A 14,624-nucleotide genomic window follows, 5' to 3' on the forward strand; every position below is an offset into this window, starting at 1 on the left:
ATGGCAGGTATTCTGGCAGTGAGGGGCCATTGTCAGTATCAGATTGCTGGTAATTGCCGTCCAGGAATAATCCTGTTTTCGCCGGTGTGTTAACCGCGCCACAGGAATGGAAAAGGGAGAGCGGCGTCGCAATCCAGCAACATTCTCTCCCGCGCTACAGACCGCCGCGGGCGGCTATGCGAAGATGCGTTTTTTTGCTGTTGGAGGTCGCATGAAGCTCACAGATAAAATTCGCCGCGACTGGCACTACTACGCGGTGGCGCTGGGGCTAATTTTTATTCTCAATGGGGTGGTGGGGCTGCTGGGGTTTGAAACACAGGGCTGGCAATCCTACGCCGTCGGTCTGGTGACCTGGGTCATTAGCTTCTGGGCCGCGGGCCTGGTGATCCGCCGCCGCCCGGCAGAAGAGGCCTGAGACCCCTGCTGCCAGGCGCGATAAACGCGTTTTAGTTCATGGAGGTTTTCAGCGCCCGGTCCGCGGCATGGCGCTCCAGCGCCAGCTCAATCAGCCGGGTGATCAGACTGGTGTAGTCGAGGCCGCTGGCCTGCCACAGCTTCGGATACATGCTGATGTTGGTAAAGCCCGGCAGGGTGTTGATCTCGTTGATCACCACCTCGTTGTCGGCGGTGAGGAAGACGTCGACGCGGGCCATGCCGCTGCAGCCCAGGGTCTGGTAGGCCTGCACTGCAATCGCGCGGATCTTGTCGTTGATCTCAGGGGCGATGGCGGCCGGGACCACCACCTGCGCGCCCTGGTCATCGATATATTTGGTGTCGTAGGCGTAAAACTCGCTGTTGAGGACAATTTCACCGCAGGTGCTGGCCTGCGGGTGGTCGTTACCCAGCACCGCACACTCAATTTCCCGCCCTTTAATGCCTTGTTCCACCACGACTTTATGGTCAAATTCAAAGGCCAGGGCCACCGCCTGATGGTACTGCTCTTCGTTTTTAACTTTGCTGACGCCAACCGATGATCCCTGGTTGGCCGGCTTCACGAACAGCGGCAGCCCCAGCTTCGCTTCGACATCGGCAAAGCTGAACTGCGCGCGGTTGGCGCGGGTCAGGGTGATAAACGGGGCGACGGCGAGCCCGGCATCGCGCAGCAGACGTTTGGTCACGTCTTTGTCCATACAGGCCGCGGAGCCCAGCACATCGGAACCAACGAAAGGCAGATTCGCCATGCGCAGCATCCCCTGCAGGGAGCCATCCTCGCCCAGCGTGCCGTGGACGATGGGGAAAATCACATCGATAGCCGCCAGCGGCTGGCCGCTGTCGGCGTTAATCAGCTGCTGTGCTTCGCGGCCCGGGATCTGCGCCAGGGTCACCGTGGAAGGACGCAGGGCAATGCGGGCAGGATCCTGAGCATTGAGCAGGTAGTTGCCGGCGTCGTTGATGTGCCATAGCCCCTGTTTATCAATACCCAACAGAACCACATCGAAGCGCGATTTATCAATCGCTTCCACGATATTCTTCGCTGACTGCAGCGACACTTCATGCTCCGCCGACTTGCCGCCAAAAACGATCCCAACCCTCATCTTTGCCATTTCAACTTCCATCCAGATAACATCAAAGGGCATAACATACCATGTGAAACCGCTGCCTGCCTGCCATAATATTTACCTGATCAATTGACGGGAGTGGGCGTGAGAGGAAAGACGCTGCTGGTGCTGGCCGGGCTGCTCGGCGCGGGCCTGTTAGGATACCGCTCTCTGCCGCCGCACCTGAATCCGCTGGCGCCGCTGGCGCTTAACGATCCCCCGGGCTGGTTGACGTCATTCAAGCTACGCAGGCTGACGGCAGACCAGTGCGCCTCCCTGCTGGCGGAAGCCAATCGCCGGCGGCTTATCGCCAGCCAGCCGGTGGCCGACAGCGAGGGAAGCTGCCCGCTGCATAACGTGGTGCGGGTAGCGAATTTTGGCAGCGTGACGCTGAGCAGCAGTTTCCTCGCCAGCTGCCCGCTGGCGCTGAGCAGTGCGCTGTATGTCGAGCAGCAGGCGAAACCGCTGACCCGTCAACTGATGGCAAGCGATCTGCGCCAGATCGATCATCTCGGCAGCTTCGCCTGCCGCAATATCTACCATCGGCAACAGGCGCGGCGCAGTGAACACGCCACGGCGGACGCGCTGGACGTCAGCGGTTTCCGCCTGGCGGACGGCCGACGCGTCAGCGTCCTGCAGGGCTGGCGGAGCGAGACCTCGCATCCCTGGCTGGCGGCGCTGTTGAACAACAGCTGCCACTACTTCGGCAACGCGCTGGGGCCAGAGTACAATGCGGCTCACGCCAATCATTTTCATCTGGGGATGCGCGGGCAGGGCTTCTGCTTTTGAGCATAAAGCGCTGTGAGCAGCCTAAATGACCAGAAAATGCTTCGTCAGGTTCTCATCCGCACTCATAAAACACCAAACTCACCGCCAGCGCATCTATGGTAGTACACCAGTGGAATGAAATTGCTAAGCTAGGTAATAATTGGCAAATCATTAATGAATACGCGTAGTTATGGAATCCTGGAAGGTTAATCTCATCTCCGTCTGGTTTGGTTGCTTTTTTACCGGCCTGGCGATCAGTCAAATTCTCCCTTTTTTGCCCCTCTACGTCTCCCAGCTGGGCGTTACCTCGCATGAAGCGCTGTCGATGTGGTCGGGGCTGACCTTCAGCGTGACTTTTCTTGTCTCGGCGATCGTCTCGCCGATGTGGGGGAGCCTGGCAGACCGCAAAGGCCGCAAGCTGATGCTGCTGCGTGCCTCGCTGGGGATGGCGATTGCTATTTTACTGCAGGCCTTCGCCACTAACGTCTGGCAGCTGTTTATCCTGCGGGCGATCATGGGCTTAACCTCCGGTTATATCCCCAACGCCATGGCGCTGGTGGCCTCCCAGGTGCCGCGCGAGCGCAGCGGCTGGGCGCTGAGCACGCTATCAACCGCGCAAATCAGCGGCGTGATCGGCGGCCCGCTGCTGGGCGGCTTCCTGGCGGACCACGTCGGGCTGCGGATGGTCTTTTTTATTACGGCGATCCTGCTGACCATCAGTTTTCTGGTGACCCTGTTTCTGATCAAAGAGGGAGGGCGCCCTCAGGTCAGTAAAAGCGAGCGCCTCACCGGAAAACAAGTCCTTGCCTCTTTACCCTATCCGGGGCTGGTGATCAGCCTGTTCTTCACCACCCTGGTGATCCAGTTGTGCAACGGCTCAATTGGCCCGATCCTGGCGCTGTTTATCAAGTCGATGGCGCCGGACAGCAACAATATCGCCTTTCTGGCCGGGATGATCGCCGCGGTGCCTGGCGTGTCGGCGCTGATTTCTGCGCCACGGCTGGGTAAGTTAGGCGATCGCATCGGTACCTCGCGGATCCTGCTCGCGACGCTCTGCTGCGCAGTGGTGATGTTTTTCGCCATGTCTTTTGTCACCACCCCGCTGCAATTGGGTACGCTGCGTTTCCTGCTCGGCTTTGCCGATGGCGCGATGCTCCCGGCGGTGCAGACTTTATTGCTGAAATACAGCAGCGACAGCGTCACCGGACGCATCTTTGGCTATAACCAGTCGTTTATGTATCTGGGCAACGTCGCCGGGCCGCTGATTGGCGCCTCTGTATCGGCGATGGCCGGCTTCCGCTGGGTGTTTATTGCTACCGCCATTATCGTTTTCATTAACCTCTGGCAGCTGGCATGGATGCTGCGCCGCACCCGCCGGGCTAACGCCTGAACCTCTGCTGACGGTATTTATCGCGATACCGTCAGCGTTATTCACCGTCGGTACATTTACCATTACTTTTTGTTATCGCCATGCCGTGAGCGCTATTCCATTTTATTATTTCCTGCGCCATCTGGTTATAACCATCCCCGACCATGATTAAACAATACTATTTATAGTGGTATTTTGTTGTGGTAAAACGTTTCGCTGTATATTGGGTATTGCGATGATTCTTATTTTAAGTAATTCTGAGGTCCGTCATCGGGTATGACATCCCAATCAAAAACAGGCCTCGCATAAGGAACTGGTGCTATGAAGAATCTCATTGCTGAGTTACTGGTTAAACTGGCGCAAAAGGAAGAAGAAGCAAAGGAACTGACGGTGCAGGTTGAAGCGCTGGAGATCGTGGTCACCGCATTATTGCGCCATATGGAGCATGATGCCCAGCAGGCATTGATTCAGGATATAGAACAGGCGATTGACCAGGTGACGCCCTGTCCGCCGGTCAACGACCAGGATGCGATGCTGCTGCAGCAATATCTAAAGAAGCTGTTGCGGCATCCTCGTAGCTAGTCTTTATGACACGACAAGGATGCCGTCATTTTTCTGTCATCTCCCTTTTATAAAGTCTCCCTCGTTTTGTTTTTTTTAAGTATTTTTTACATGGAGATGACAAAAGTGAAATTAAGCGCCCTGTTTATTGCCCTGGTTCCTCTGCTGGGCTCGCCGGTTATTCATGCAGAAACCACTGCTGCGCCGGTTCTGGAAAATCGCGCTGCGCAGGGAGATATCACCACTCCCGGCGGCGCGCGTCGTTTAACCGGCGATCAAACCGAAGCGCTGCGCGCCTCGTTAATCAATAAGCCAGCTAAAAACGTTATTTTGCTGATTGGCGATGGCATGGGTGATTCGGAAATTACCGCTGCGCGAAATTATGCGCAAGGGGCAGGCGGTTTCTTTAAAGGGATTGACGCCTTGCCGTTAACCGGGCAGTACACGCACTATTCGCTGGATAAAAAAACCGGGAAACCGGACTACGTGACCGACTCGGCGGCGTCCGCCACCGCCTGGACCACCGGCGTCAAGACCTATAACGGCGCGCTGGGCGTCGATATTCATGAGAACGCGCATCAGACCATCCTCGAGCTGGCGAAAGCGGCGGGGCTGGCCACCGGCAACGTTTCCACCGCCGAGCTGCAGGACGCCACCCCCGCAGCGCTGGTGGCGCATGTGACATCGCGTAAATGTTACGGCCCCACGGTCACCAGTGAAAAATGCCCCAGCAATGCGCTGGAGAAAGGGGGCAAAGGCTCCATTACCGAACAGCTGCTGAACGCCCGGCCGGATGTCACCTTAGGCGGCGGGGCGAAGACCTTTGCCGAAACGGCGACGGCGGGCGAGTGGCAGGGCAAAACCCTGCGCGAGCAGGCGGAAGCGCGCGGCTACCAGATTGTGACCGACGCGGCTTCCCTTGCCGCCGCGACTGACGCCAGTCAGGCTAAGCCGCTGCTGGGACTCTTCGCCGATGGCAATATGCCGGTTCGCTGGGAAGGGCCGAAGGCGTCTTATCACGGCAATATCGATAAGGCGCCGGTGACCTGTACGCCAAACCCGAAACGCGACGCCTCGGTGCCGACGCTGGCGCAGATGACGGAGAAAGCGATTGACCTGCTGAGCCGCAACGAGAAAGGTTTCTTCCTGCAGGTGGAAGGCGCTTCCATCGATAAACAGGATCATGCGGCGAATCCGTGTGGCCAGATCGGCGAAACCGTAGACCTCGACGAAGCGGTGCAGAAGGCGCTGGAGTTTGCGCGAAAAGACGGCAATACCCTGGTGATCGTCACCGCCGACCATGCGCACGCCAGCCAGATCATTCCGGCGGACAGCAAAGCCCCGGGACTGACCCAGGCTCTGAATACCCACGATGGCGCAGTGATGGTCATGAGCTACGGCAACTCTGAGGAAGAGTCGATGGAGCATACCGGCACCCAGCTGCGCATTGCGGCCTACGGTCCACACGCGGCTAACGTCGTCGGCCTGACCGACCAGACCGACCTGTTCTCGACCATGAAAGCCGCCCTGAGTCTGAAATAAGTCGCTGCCGGTGGCGAAATCGCGTCACCGGCTGGTTTTTTTTCTATCTGCGTCCAGACTTACAACGATCCACTCACAGAAGGATGGTGCGATGAAAATAACCTTACTAATGACTCTACTGTTTGGCTTGATCTTTATCAGCGCGGTTGGCGCGGCAGAAAAAACGCCCACTCCACAGCAGCAAAAGATGACGGACTGCAATCAGCAAGCGTCAGCCAAAGCGCTGAAAGGAGATGAGCGCAAAACGTTTATGAGCCAGTGCCTGAAAAAAGAGACCACTACGTCGCAAGGAAAAGCGCTCACCCCTCAGCAGCAGAAGATGAGCGACTGCAACAAAGCGGCCTCGGCAAAATCGTTGAAGGGTGATGAACGCAGTACCTTCATGAGTACCTGCCTGAAGAAAGCCTGAAAAAAAGGGAGCGCTTATCCGCTCCCTTCTTCTTTGAACACTCAGGGCATTGCTGCCTACCCTCTCAGGCTCAGGAGCGGCTCAGTTTCTCTGATTTCTCCATACACTGGGTGATGGCTTCGATCACCGCGGAGCGGAACCCTTTCTCTTCCAGTACGCGGACGGCTTCGATGGTGGTCCCGCCAGGCGAGCAGACCATATCTTTCAGCGCCCCCGGATGCTCGCCGCTCTCCAGCACCATTTTGGCGGAGCCCATTACCGCCTGGGCGGCGAATTTATAGGCCTGGGCGCGCGGCATGCCGCCGAGGACGGCGGCATCGGCCATCGCTTCGATAAACATAAAGACATAGGCCGGCGCGGAGCCGCTCACGCCCACCACCGGATGGATCATCGGCTCGGCAATTTGTTCCGCCTGGCCAAAGCAGCGGAAAATGGTCAGCACTTCGGCCACATCTTCGCTGCTCACCAGCGCGTTAGGCGTGACGGAGGTCATACCGGCGTTGACCAGTGACGGCGTATTGGGCATCGCGCGAATAATTTTGCGATCGTGACCGAGGGCGCGCGCCAGTTGCTCAAGCGTGACCCCGGCGGCGATGGAGACCACCAGCGACTCTTTATTCAGGCTTGAGGCGACGTCGCCCAGCACTTTGGTCATGATCCCCGGCTTAACCGCGCCGAAGACGATATCGGCAATCTGCGCCACTTCCTGAGCGCTCCCGGCGGCGTTGATGCCATACTGGTCGCGCAGAGCCGCAACCTTATCCGGCGACGGGGTGTAGACCCAGATTTGTCCCGGCTGTACCTGGCCGCTGGCGATCAGTCCACCCAGAATGGCCTTACCCATATTGCCGCAGCCGATAAAGCCAATTTTCTTATCCATCACCATTCCCCTCTGCTTTTTTCGTTACGATCTGATTAGCTTACCATCCTGGCGCTTTCATGGGGGAGAAAAGCAGGTAACATTGGCGTCACTTATTGCAGGTAACAGGAGCTGGCATGGCTATTTGGGTAGATGCGGACGCGTGTCCGAACGTGATTAAAGAGATTTTGTTCCGCGCGGCAGAGCGTACCCAGACCCCGGTGACGCTGGTGGCGAATCAGCCGCTGCGCGTGCCGCCGTCGCGTTTCATCCGCACTTTGCGGGTTGAGCAAGGTTTTGACGTGGCGGATAACGAAATCGTTCGCCAGTGCGCGGCGGGAGATTTAGTCATCACCGCCGACATCCCGCTGGCGGCAGAGGTGCTGGCGAAGGGCGGGGCGGCGCTGAATCCGCGCGGGGAACGCTACAGTGAGGCGACGATCCGCGAGCGCCTGACGATGCGGGATTTTATGGAGACATTGCGGGCCAGCGGCGTGCAGACCGGCGGCCCGGATAGTTTATCGCAGCGCGACCGGCAACAGTTTGCCGCCGAGCTGGAGAAGTGGTTGCTGGCGGTTAAGCGTCAGCAGGGTTAAACCCAGCTACCGTCGTCGCTGCCAATATCATCGTCGCCAAAGCCGGCGTCGAAGTCGTCGTTCCAGGTGTTGTCGGCAAGGAACTGATCGTCTCCCTGGCGGAACGGATCGTCACCCGCGGTGGCGTCCTGCGCGGCGGCATCAGGCTGCGGCTGCTCTTCGATGATATTAACGATCTCCTGCGGGTGCGAGCCGCTGAACATGTTGGTCAGCATATTGCCCAGCACCACGCCGCCCGCTACGCCTGCGGCCGTTTGCAGCGCGCCCGCCATAAAGCCGCCGCCGCGTGCCGCTGCCTGCGGGGCATAGTTCGGTTGCTGTTGCGGCGAGGCATACTGCGGCTGGGCGCTGGCCTGCGGGCGACCGTATTGCTCCGCGCCCGGGATGGGGTCAGAGCCGCGTGACGAGCCGCCACCGCCAAACAGGCCGGAGAGGAATCCGCCGCTGCTGGGCTTCGCCGCCTGCAGCTGGCTGACCTGGCTCTCCAGCGCCTGGATGCGATCGTTAAGCTGTTTAATCGCGGCTTCCTGGATAAGAATGGTTTGCGCCATATAGTAGGGGGCCGCCGGCTGCGCGCTCACATGTTGGGCAATCCGCTCCTCGGCGCTGGTATCGCGCGATGCACTGTGCGCCTCAGCCTCTTTTAGCCGGGAAAACAGTCCATCAATAAGGCGTTGTTCTTCAGATTGCATGTTACATTCCTCTGTCACACTGTCGAATAGGCATCAGGGTGCGTCTGAAACACGATGTTGTAAATATGTTGCTTCGTAAAGCTATGCATAAATGTGTTACCGTTTACGCCAGCGTTGGATAAAAAATAACGCCCAGCCGAAAGTAAAGCTGGTTAAACACTTAATGCAATGATAAGTTTACATCAAGAACCCCTTTTGTCACTGTGGTGATGGGGTGTAAAGAAGTTGTGTAACGTTTTGTTTACGACTACGTTACGGAACAAACAGCGATAATACGTTCTTTCGTTTTCATATTTTACGACAGGCGGAACCAGGGGGTCTTCGGTCATGACACAGCCAATCTTTCTCATCGGGCCACGCGGCTGCGGTAAAACCACCGTCGGTCATGCGCTGGCGCGAGCGCGGCATTTTCAGTTCTCCGATACCGATCATCGGCTGCAGGCCCATGAGCAGCGGACGGTGGCAGAGATCGTGCAGGCAGAAGGGTGGGCGCGTTTTCGCGAACTGGAGACCCTGTCGCTGAAGGCCGTGACTCTGCCGAATACGGTGATCGCCACCGGCGGCGGTATTGTGCTGGCGGAAGGTAATCGCCAGTTTATGCGGGAGAACGGCGTGGTGATCTATCTGCAGGCCTCGGTGTCGGCGCTCATTGATCGTCTGGAGGCCTACCCAAAAGCCGAACAGCGGCCGACGCTTACCGGTAAGCCGGTACGTGAGGAAGTGGGCGAGGTGTTGGCGCAGCGCGAAGCCTTATACCGTGATGCCGCCCATCATATTGTCGATGCCACGGCCTCCCCGGATCGGGTGGTGGAGCAGATTATGACCATGCTGTGCGGCGCGACGGCAACCCCGGTAAGTTAAGAATTTACTTACATTAAGGCGGCGAGGGGCGCCTATACTTGATAGTTCTGATACCAGAAGAAGGAAGAACTATGCCAAACAGGCCCCCATATCCGAGAGAAGCGCGCGTGGTTGCGGTAGAGAAAGGCCCGCAGGGTCAGACCGTCACCTGGTATCAACTCCGCGCGGATTATCCTGAACCCAATTCGCTGATCAGCGAACATCCTACCGAGCAGGAAGCCGTGGATGCCAAGCGGCGCTATGAAGATCCTGATAAGTCGTAACCCCTGAGCCCGGATTGCCGGCCATACTGGCAATATCGGGCGTATCTCACATTTTTTATTTATCAGTCGTACTAATGAATATCTAACACACGGATTTTTCAGGCACGCCGCTGTCGCCCGGCAATCTTTACATTCAACCGCGGCGCGGAACTGCTACGCTTCTCGACGGTTGATTTTTACTCACCAGGGGGGGCGGATGCCGTGTGTGGTAAGTCTGTCTTGAAGCAGTGGTAGTGAAAAGGTACATGATATGAGTAGTGCAACGATGGCAATTTTGACCATCGGCGTTGTGCCGCTGGCGGGAGTGTTGCCGCTCCTGACCGAACATATCAGGGAAGAACAGATCACCCACATTAGTTTGCTGGGCGATATGACACATGCTGAGGTAACCAAAGAGTACGCGGTGGGTGACGGCGAGCAGGGCCTGCTGACCTTGCTCAATGATAACCAGCTGGTGATGGTATCGCGGCAGAAAATTGAACGCGATATCCGCAGCGTGATCGCGATGCTGGATCGGCAGAACTATGATGTGATCCTGTTGCTTAGCTCCGAACAGTTAAGCGGTTTTACCACCCACCATGCGATCCTTCTTGAGCCGCAGCGGATCATCCCGCCGCTGGTGGCGTCGATCGTCGATGGGCATCAGGTGGGGGTGATCGTGCCGGTGGAAGAGATCATGCCTATGCAGCGGCAAAAGTGGCTCTCGCTGGAAAAGTCGCCGTACTACGCGCTGGCCAACCCTTTTACCGGCAGCGACAGTGAGTTATTAAGCGCCGGCAAAACGCTGCTGGAGCAGGGCGCCGACGTGCTGGTGCTCGACTGTCTCGGTTACTATCAGCATCACCGCGATGTGTTACAAAAAGCCCTGGACGTCCCGGTTTTGCTGTCGAATGTGCTGGTTTCCCGACTGGCGGCAGAACTATTGGTCTAATGTGTTAATTTCACGTGACAGGGGCAAGGAGCGCCCCCTATATTGAGCCTTTAACCGACGATCAGAAGGGCTTGTTTATGCTTCAAAGCAATGAATACTTTGACGGAAAAGTGAAATCCATTGGCTTCACCAGCAGCAGTACCGGTCGCGCCAGCGTTGGCGTGATGGCGGAAGGGGAATACACCTTTGGTACGGCGCAGCCGGAAGAGATGACGGTGGTCAGCGGGGCGCTGAATGTCCTGCTGCCGGGTGAGACTGAGTGGAAAGTTTACGCCGCCGGCGAAGTTTTCAATGTGCCAGGCAACAGCGAATTTCATCTGCAGGTGGCTGAGCCAACCTCTTATCTGTGCCGCTATCTGTAAGCCAGAGTGACACCCGGCGCCTGCCGCCGGGTTGTTTTTTCCTTCCTGCCTGGCAGGAAGGAAAGCGGCGCTTAGCGCTGCGCTTCGCCGCCGAGCCCTTCTACCAGGCTTTGGATCAGGGCAGCCAGCTCGCCGGTCATTAAGATAAAGTCGGCGTCAAAGCGCTGGGCGAAATCCTCCCGATCGATATCTTCGTTTTGGTCACGTAATTCATCGCAGAACTTGAGGCGCTTAATTGACGCATCGTCGCAGATCACAAACTGAATACGCTGCTGCCAGTCCAGCGCCAGCTTGGTGACGACCTTCCCGGCCTCAATGTGCACGGCGATTTCGTCGCTGACCAGATCCTGTTTCTTGGCGCGGATCACGCCGCCATCTTCCAGCATCGCTTTCAGCTCGGCTTCATCCAGCAGCTGGAAGCCCTGCGCCACGGTGCCGGAGCGGACCCACTCGGTCAGCGTCAGCTCAATCGGATTCTCCAGGGTCAGCGGCACCACCGGCAGCGAACCGAGGGTTTTACGCAGCAGGGCCAGCGTGTCTTCCGCTTTCTTCGCGCTGGCGCAGTCGACCATGATCAGGCCGTTAACGGTATCGATCCACATCATCGTCTGGCTGAAGCGGCTGAAGGCGCGCGGCAGCAGCGAGTGCAACACTTCATCTTTCAGGGAATCTTTCTCGGTCTTCTTCAGCTTGCGGCCCTGATCGGCTTCCAGCTTCTGGATCTTCGCCTCCAGCGCCTGCTTGATCACCGGCGACGGCAGGATCTTTTCTTCTTTACGCGCGCAGATAATGATCTGGCCGTTTGCCGTATGCGTCAGCGCGTCGCTGTGCGATCCCATCGGCGACACCCAACCGGTTTTCGCCATATCCTGGCTGCCACACGGGGTAAATGTCAGCTCGGCCAGCTGTTTTTCCATCTCCTCGGCGCGCAATTCGATATCGCGGCTGAGACGGTAAACCATTAAATTTTTGAACCACAGCATGATAATTTCCACGGCTTTGTCGTTAAATCAGGCGGGCATGATAGCGAATTGTCGCTATGCTTGCATTGTTAATCGGGGTGAGGAGCTGAGCGTGCGTATTGGTATTGATTTAGGTGGAACAAAAACCGAAGTGATAGCCCTGAGCGACCAGGGAGAGCAGCTGTTTCGCCACCGGTTACCCACGCCGCGTGAGGACTACCGGCAAACCATCGAGACTATCGCCACCCTGGTGGCGATGGCCGAGCAGGCGACCGGGCAGCAGGGTACCGTGGGGATGGGCATTCCTGGCGCAATTTCGCCCTATACCGGGGTGGTGAAAAACGCCAACTCGACCTGGCTCAACGGCCAGCCCTTTGATAAGGATCTCAGCCTGCGCCTTGAGCGTGAAGTCCGGCTGGCCAACGACGCCAACTGTCTGGCGGTGTCGGAGGCGGTGGACGGCGCGGCGGCGGGGGCGCAAACGGTGTTTGCGGTGATTATCGGCACCGGCTGCGGCGCCGGGGTGGCGCTCAACGGGCGGGCGCATATCGGCGGCAACGGTAACGCCGGCGAGTGGGGGCATAACCCGCTGCCGTGGATGAACGACGATGAGCTGCGCTATCGCGCCGAAGTGCCCTGCTACTGCGGTAAACAGGGATGTATCGAAACCTTTATCTCCGGCACCGGCTTTGCCACCGACTACCAGCGGCTGAGCGGCAAGGGGTTAACCGGCAGCGAGATTATGCGTCTGGTGGGCGAAGGTGACGAAAAGGCCGAACTGGCGCTGAGCCGCTATGAACAGCGGCTGGCGAAATCGCTGGCCCACGTGGTGAATATCCTCGACCCGGACGTTATCGTGCTGGGCGGCGGGATGAGCAACGTCGAGCGTCTGTATCAAACGGTACCGGACCTGGTGAAGCAGTGGGTCTTCGGCGGCGAGTGTGAAACGCCGATCCGCAAAGCGTTGCACGGTGACTCCAGCGGAGTACGCGGCGCGGCCTGGCTGTGGCCGCTCCAGGGGACCTGAACCGCTCCCCCTCACCCCGGCCCTCTCCCTGCAGGGAGAGGGAGAAAAGCGGTACGGTGCGGGTGGTAGAGGCAGTGGCCGGGAACCCCTCATCCTGCAGGGAGAGGGGAATCGCAATAGCGTGCGAAATTACAGACCGGCGCCGGACGGTTCCCTCTCCCTCCGGGAAAGGGTTAGGGTAAGGGGACATCGCCATAATTCAGACCTCACTCCACCGCAAACACTCTGTCCAGCCGACTGTAGCCCAGGCCATTTATCTTCTTCACTTTGATCTGCACCGGAATACGTTCCTTCATTGCCTCCACGTGGCTGATCACCCCGATAATTTTGCCGCTGGCGTTAAGGGCATCCAGGGCGTCCAGCGCCGTATCCAGCGTTTCGCTGTCGAGGGTGCCAAAGCCTTCATCGAGAAACAGGGAGTCAATCCGTGTCTTATGGCTCACCAGGTCTGACAGCGCCAGGGCCAGCGCCAGGCTGACGAGGAAACTTTCGCCGCCGGAGAGAGTGCGGGTGTCGCGCACGGCGTCGGCCTGCCAGGTATCGACCACCTCCAGCTCCAGCGCCTCGCTGGCCTTGCGTTGCAGCAGATAGCGGCCGTGCAGGCGGTTGAGCTGCTGGTTTGCCAGCCAGACCAGATTATCCAGCGTCAGCCCCTGGGCGAATTTGCGGAACCGGTCGCCGGTGCTGGAGCCGATCAGCGAATTCAGATAGCCCCAGTCGTCCGCCAGCTGCGCCGCCTCTGCAATCTGCTGCCCCAGCGCCTGCTGCTGCTGGCGGCTTTCATTATCCTGCCTGAGCTGCTGGCGGATCTCACCCTGACGGGTCGTGTTGTCCCGCAGCCGCTGGGCCAGGGCGTGCAGCTGCGTTTGCAGGGTGGGGCCGTCCGCGTCTGATCCTTGCGGCCGCAGCGCCAGATGTGCCTGTTGCTGCTGAGTCGCCTGCTCGCAGAGCACCGTCGCTTGCTGAAGCTGCTGCTCAAGCGACTGTTTTAACTGCGTCAGCCGCTGGGCGGTCTCGTCATCCAGCAGTGCGGCGAGGAACGCCTCCCGATCGTTGAAGCGGCTGGCGGCCAGGGCAGTCGTGAATTGCGTCTGTGACTGATGTACGCGCGCCGTTTCTTCGGTCTCCAGTTGCTGCTGGGCGACAAGCTGGCTGTGCAGCGACAGGCATTCCTCGTGGATTTCGCGCCAGTTGTCCGGGATCACCGGCTCAGCCTCCGCGTCATCCTCATCGCCGGGCGGCAGCGTATCGAGCAGCGGTTTCAGGGCGGCGATCTGCTCTTGGAGCACGCCATGCCGCGTCTGTTGCGCCTGCCACCGGGCAAATTCGCTTTCGCGAGCGTGCAGCCAGGCGGCTTCTGCGCCTTCTTCCGGCAGGCTGAGCGACAGCGTCTGCAGGGCGTTCTCCAGCCCCTGGCGCGTGGTCTCCAGCTGCTGGTGAGCCTGGCGCTCCAGCGCTTGCTGGTCGTTGAGCTGGCTCTGTAACATCAGACGCTGGCTGAGCTGATAGAGCTGCTGCTCGTAGCGCTCCTGCTCCTGCATCCAGTCGTTTATCTCTTGCGCAATATCCCGCGTGACCTGCAGAGCGGCGCAGGTTTCCTGCCACGCTTTAGTGAGCGCTTGCTCTTCCTCTGTGAGCCGCCGGGCCGCTTCGGTCTCACGCTGGAGCTGCTGCGTCAGGGCGTTGACCTGCCCGAGGACCAGCAGACCTTCTTCTTTCAGCGCGGCGACCTCTTTTTCCAGCGCGTCGCGGCGGCGCTGATTATCCGTGACCGTTAGGGAGGCGTATTGCTCAATCGCCGGATGTTCACAGGATCCGCACAGCGGGCAGGGCTTCCCCGCCTCAAGCCGGGCGCGGTAACCTTCCAGATCTTTAATCGTTTCT

At 58.6% G+C, this 14,624-nt stretch carries 17 protein-coding genes; 12 read left to right on the top strand and 5 right to left on the bottom strand.

Going from position 1 to position 14,624, the window contains the following annotated elements; all coding sequences use genetic code 11:
• The first annotated feature begins 211 nt into the window (after window positions 1–211).
• Window positions 212–415 carry a DUF2754 family protein gene (locus CW267_RS22040; RefSeq protein WP_012968852.1) on the top strand — a complete coding sequence of 68 codons (204 nt, stop codon included), beginning with the start codon at window positions 212–214 and terminating at the stop codon, window positions 413–415.
• Between the two features lie 31 nt (window positions 416–446).
• Here CW267_RS22040 and ddlA read toward each other — a convergent pair whose 3' ends face one another.
• Window positions 447–1,544: a D-alanine--D-alanine ligase gene (gene ddlA / locus CW267_RS22045; protein ID WP_012542722.1), complete on the bottom strand. Its 1,098-nt coding sequence runs from the start codon at window positions 1,542–1,544 to the stop codon at window positions 447–449.
• Window positions 1,545–1,643: 99 nt separating this feature from the next.
• On the opposite strand from ddlA, the gene CW267_RS22050 reads away from it, so the two are divergent.
• The 5 genes from CW267_RS22050 to CW267_RS22070 all read left to right on the top strand — a co-directional run bounded on the left by CW267_RS22050 (window position 1,644) and on the right by CW267_RS22070 (window position 6,187).
• Window positions 1,644–2,327 (top strand): extensin family protein, encoded by a 684-nt coding sequence (locus CW267_RS22050; protein WP_064144232.1) that lies wholly within the window; start codon window positions 1,644–1,646, stop codon window positions 2,325–2,327.
• A gap of 169 nt (window positions 2,328–2,496) precedes the next feature.
• The gene (locus tag CW267_RS22055) at window positions 2,497–3,696 is read left to right on the top strand and encodes a multidrug efflux MFS transporter (protein WP_008805342.1); all 1,200 of its coding nucleotides are present in this window, start codon (window positions 2,497–2,499) and stop codon (window positions 3,694–3,696) included.
• Window positions 3,697–3,996: 300 nt separating this feature from the next.
• Entirely contained in the window at window positions 3,997–4,257 is a 261-nt protein-coding gene (gene iraP / locus CW267_RS22060; RefSeq protein ID WP_008805343.1) for an anti-adapter protein IraP, read from the top strand.
• A 90-nt stretch (window positions 4,258–4,347) separates the two neighbouring features.
• On the top strand, window positions 4,348–5,778 hold the full coding sequence (gene phoA / locus CW267_RS22065) for an alkaline phosphatase (RefSeq protein ID WP_012542718.1): 1,431 nt from the start codon (window positions 4,348–4,350) through the stop codon (window positions 5,776–5,778).
• Between the two features lie 91 nt (window positions 5,779–5,869).
• Complete coding sequence (locus CW267_RS22070) at window positions 5,870–6,187, top strand: PsiF family protein (protein ID WP_008805345.1); 318 nt, start codon at window positions 5,870–5,872, stop codon at window positions 6,185–6,187.
• Window positions 6,188–6,257: 70 nt separating this feature from the next.
• On the opposite strand, the gene proC is transcribed toward CW267_RS22070, so the two are convergent.
• Window positions 6,258–7,067 (bottom strand): pyrroline-5-carboxylate reductase, encoded by an 810-nt coding sequence (gene proC / locus CW267_RS22075; RefSeq protein ID WP_008805346.1) that lies wholly within the window; start codon window positions 7,065–7,067, stop codon window positions 6,258–6,260.
• 116 nt (window positions 7,068–7,183) lie between these two features.
• On the opposite strand from proC, the gene CW267_RS22080 reads away from it, so the two are divergent.
• Complete coding sequence (locus CW267_RS22080; RefSeq protein WP_008805347.1) at window positions 7,184–7,642, top strand: YaiI/YqxD family protein; 459 nt, start codon at window positions 7,184–7,186, stop codon at window positions 7,640–7,642.
• Here the strand turns inward: CW267_RS22080 and CW267_RS22085 are convergent.
• A complete protein-coding gene (locus CW267_RS22085) occupies window positions 7,639–8,334 on the bottom strand; it encodes a DUF2076 domain-containing protein (RefSeq protein ID WP_100781124.1) in 696 nt (231 codons plus the stop codon). The genes CW267_RS22080 and CW267_RS22085 overlap by 4 nt on opposite strands.
• Window positions 8,335–8,661: 327 nt before the next feature.
• Between CW267_RS22085 and aroL the strand changes: the two genes are divergently transcribed.
• From aroL to ppnP, 4 genes are all read left to right on the top strand, one after another.
• Window positions 8,662–9,195, top strand: coding sequence for a shikimate kinase AroL (aroL, locus tag CW267_RS22090; RefSeq protein WP_008805349.1), 534 nt, complete (start codon window positions 8,662–8,664; stop codon window positions 9,193–9,195).
• Between the two features lie 71 nt (window positions 9,196–9,266).
• Complete coding sequence (locus CW267_RS22095) at window positions 9,267–9,458, top strand: YaiA family protein (protein WP_008805350.1); 192 nt, start codon at window positions 9,267–9,269, stop codon at window positions 9,456–9,458.
• Between the two features lie 250 nt (window positions 9,459–9,708).
• Window positions 9,709–10,389, top strand: a complete 681-nt coding sequence (locus CW267_RS22100; protein WP_008805351.1) for an AroM family protein — start codon at window positions 9,709–9,711, stop codon at window positions 10,387–10,389.
• 77 nt (window positions 10,390–10,466) lie between these two features.
• A complete protein-coding gene (gene ppnP / locus CW267_RS22105; protein WP_002890284.1) occupies window positions 10,467–10,751 on the top strand; it encodes a pyrimidine/purine nucleoside phosphorylase in 285 nt (94 codons plus the stop codon).
• Between the two features lie 71 nt (window positions 10,752–10,822).
• Here ppnP and rdgC read toward each other — a convergent pair whose 3' ends face one another.
• Window positions 10,823–11,734, bottom strand: a complete 912-nt coding sequence (rdgC, locus tag CW267_RS22110; RefSeq protein ID WP_002890285.1) for a recombination-associated protein RdgC — start codon at window positions 11,732–11,734, stop codon at window positions 10,823–10,825.
• 91 nt (window positions 11,735–11,825) lie between these two features.
• Here rdgC and mak point away from each other — a divergent pair, with 91 nt between their 5' ends.
• Window positions 11,826–12,740, top strand: a complete 915-nt coding sequence (mak, locus tag CW267_RS22115; RefSeq protein WP_012542714.1) for a fructokinase — start codon at window positions 11,826–11,828, stop codon at window positions 12,738–12,740.
• 206 nt (window positions 12,741–12,946) lie between these two features.
• Here the strand turns inward: mak and sbcC are convergent.
• A partial coding sequence (sbcC, locus tag CW267_RS22120) for an exonuclease subunit SbcC (RefSeq protein ID WP_101148657.1) occupies window positions 12,947–14,624 on the bottom strand: 1,678 nt, incomplete at its 5' end.

It is taken from the genome of Klebsiella sp. X1-16S-Nf21, from assembly GCF_002837615.1.
Lineage (GTDB): Bacteria > Pseudomonadota > Gammaproteobacteria > Enterobacterales > Enterobacteriaceae > Klebsiella > Klebsiella variicola.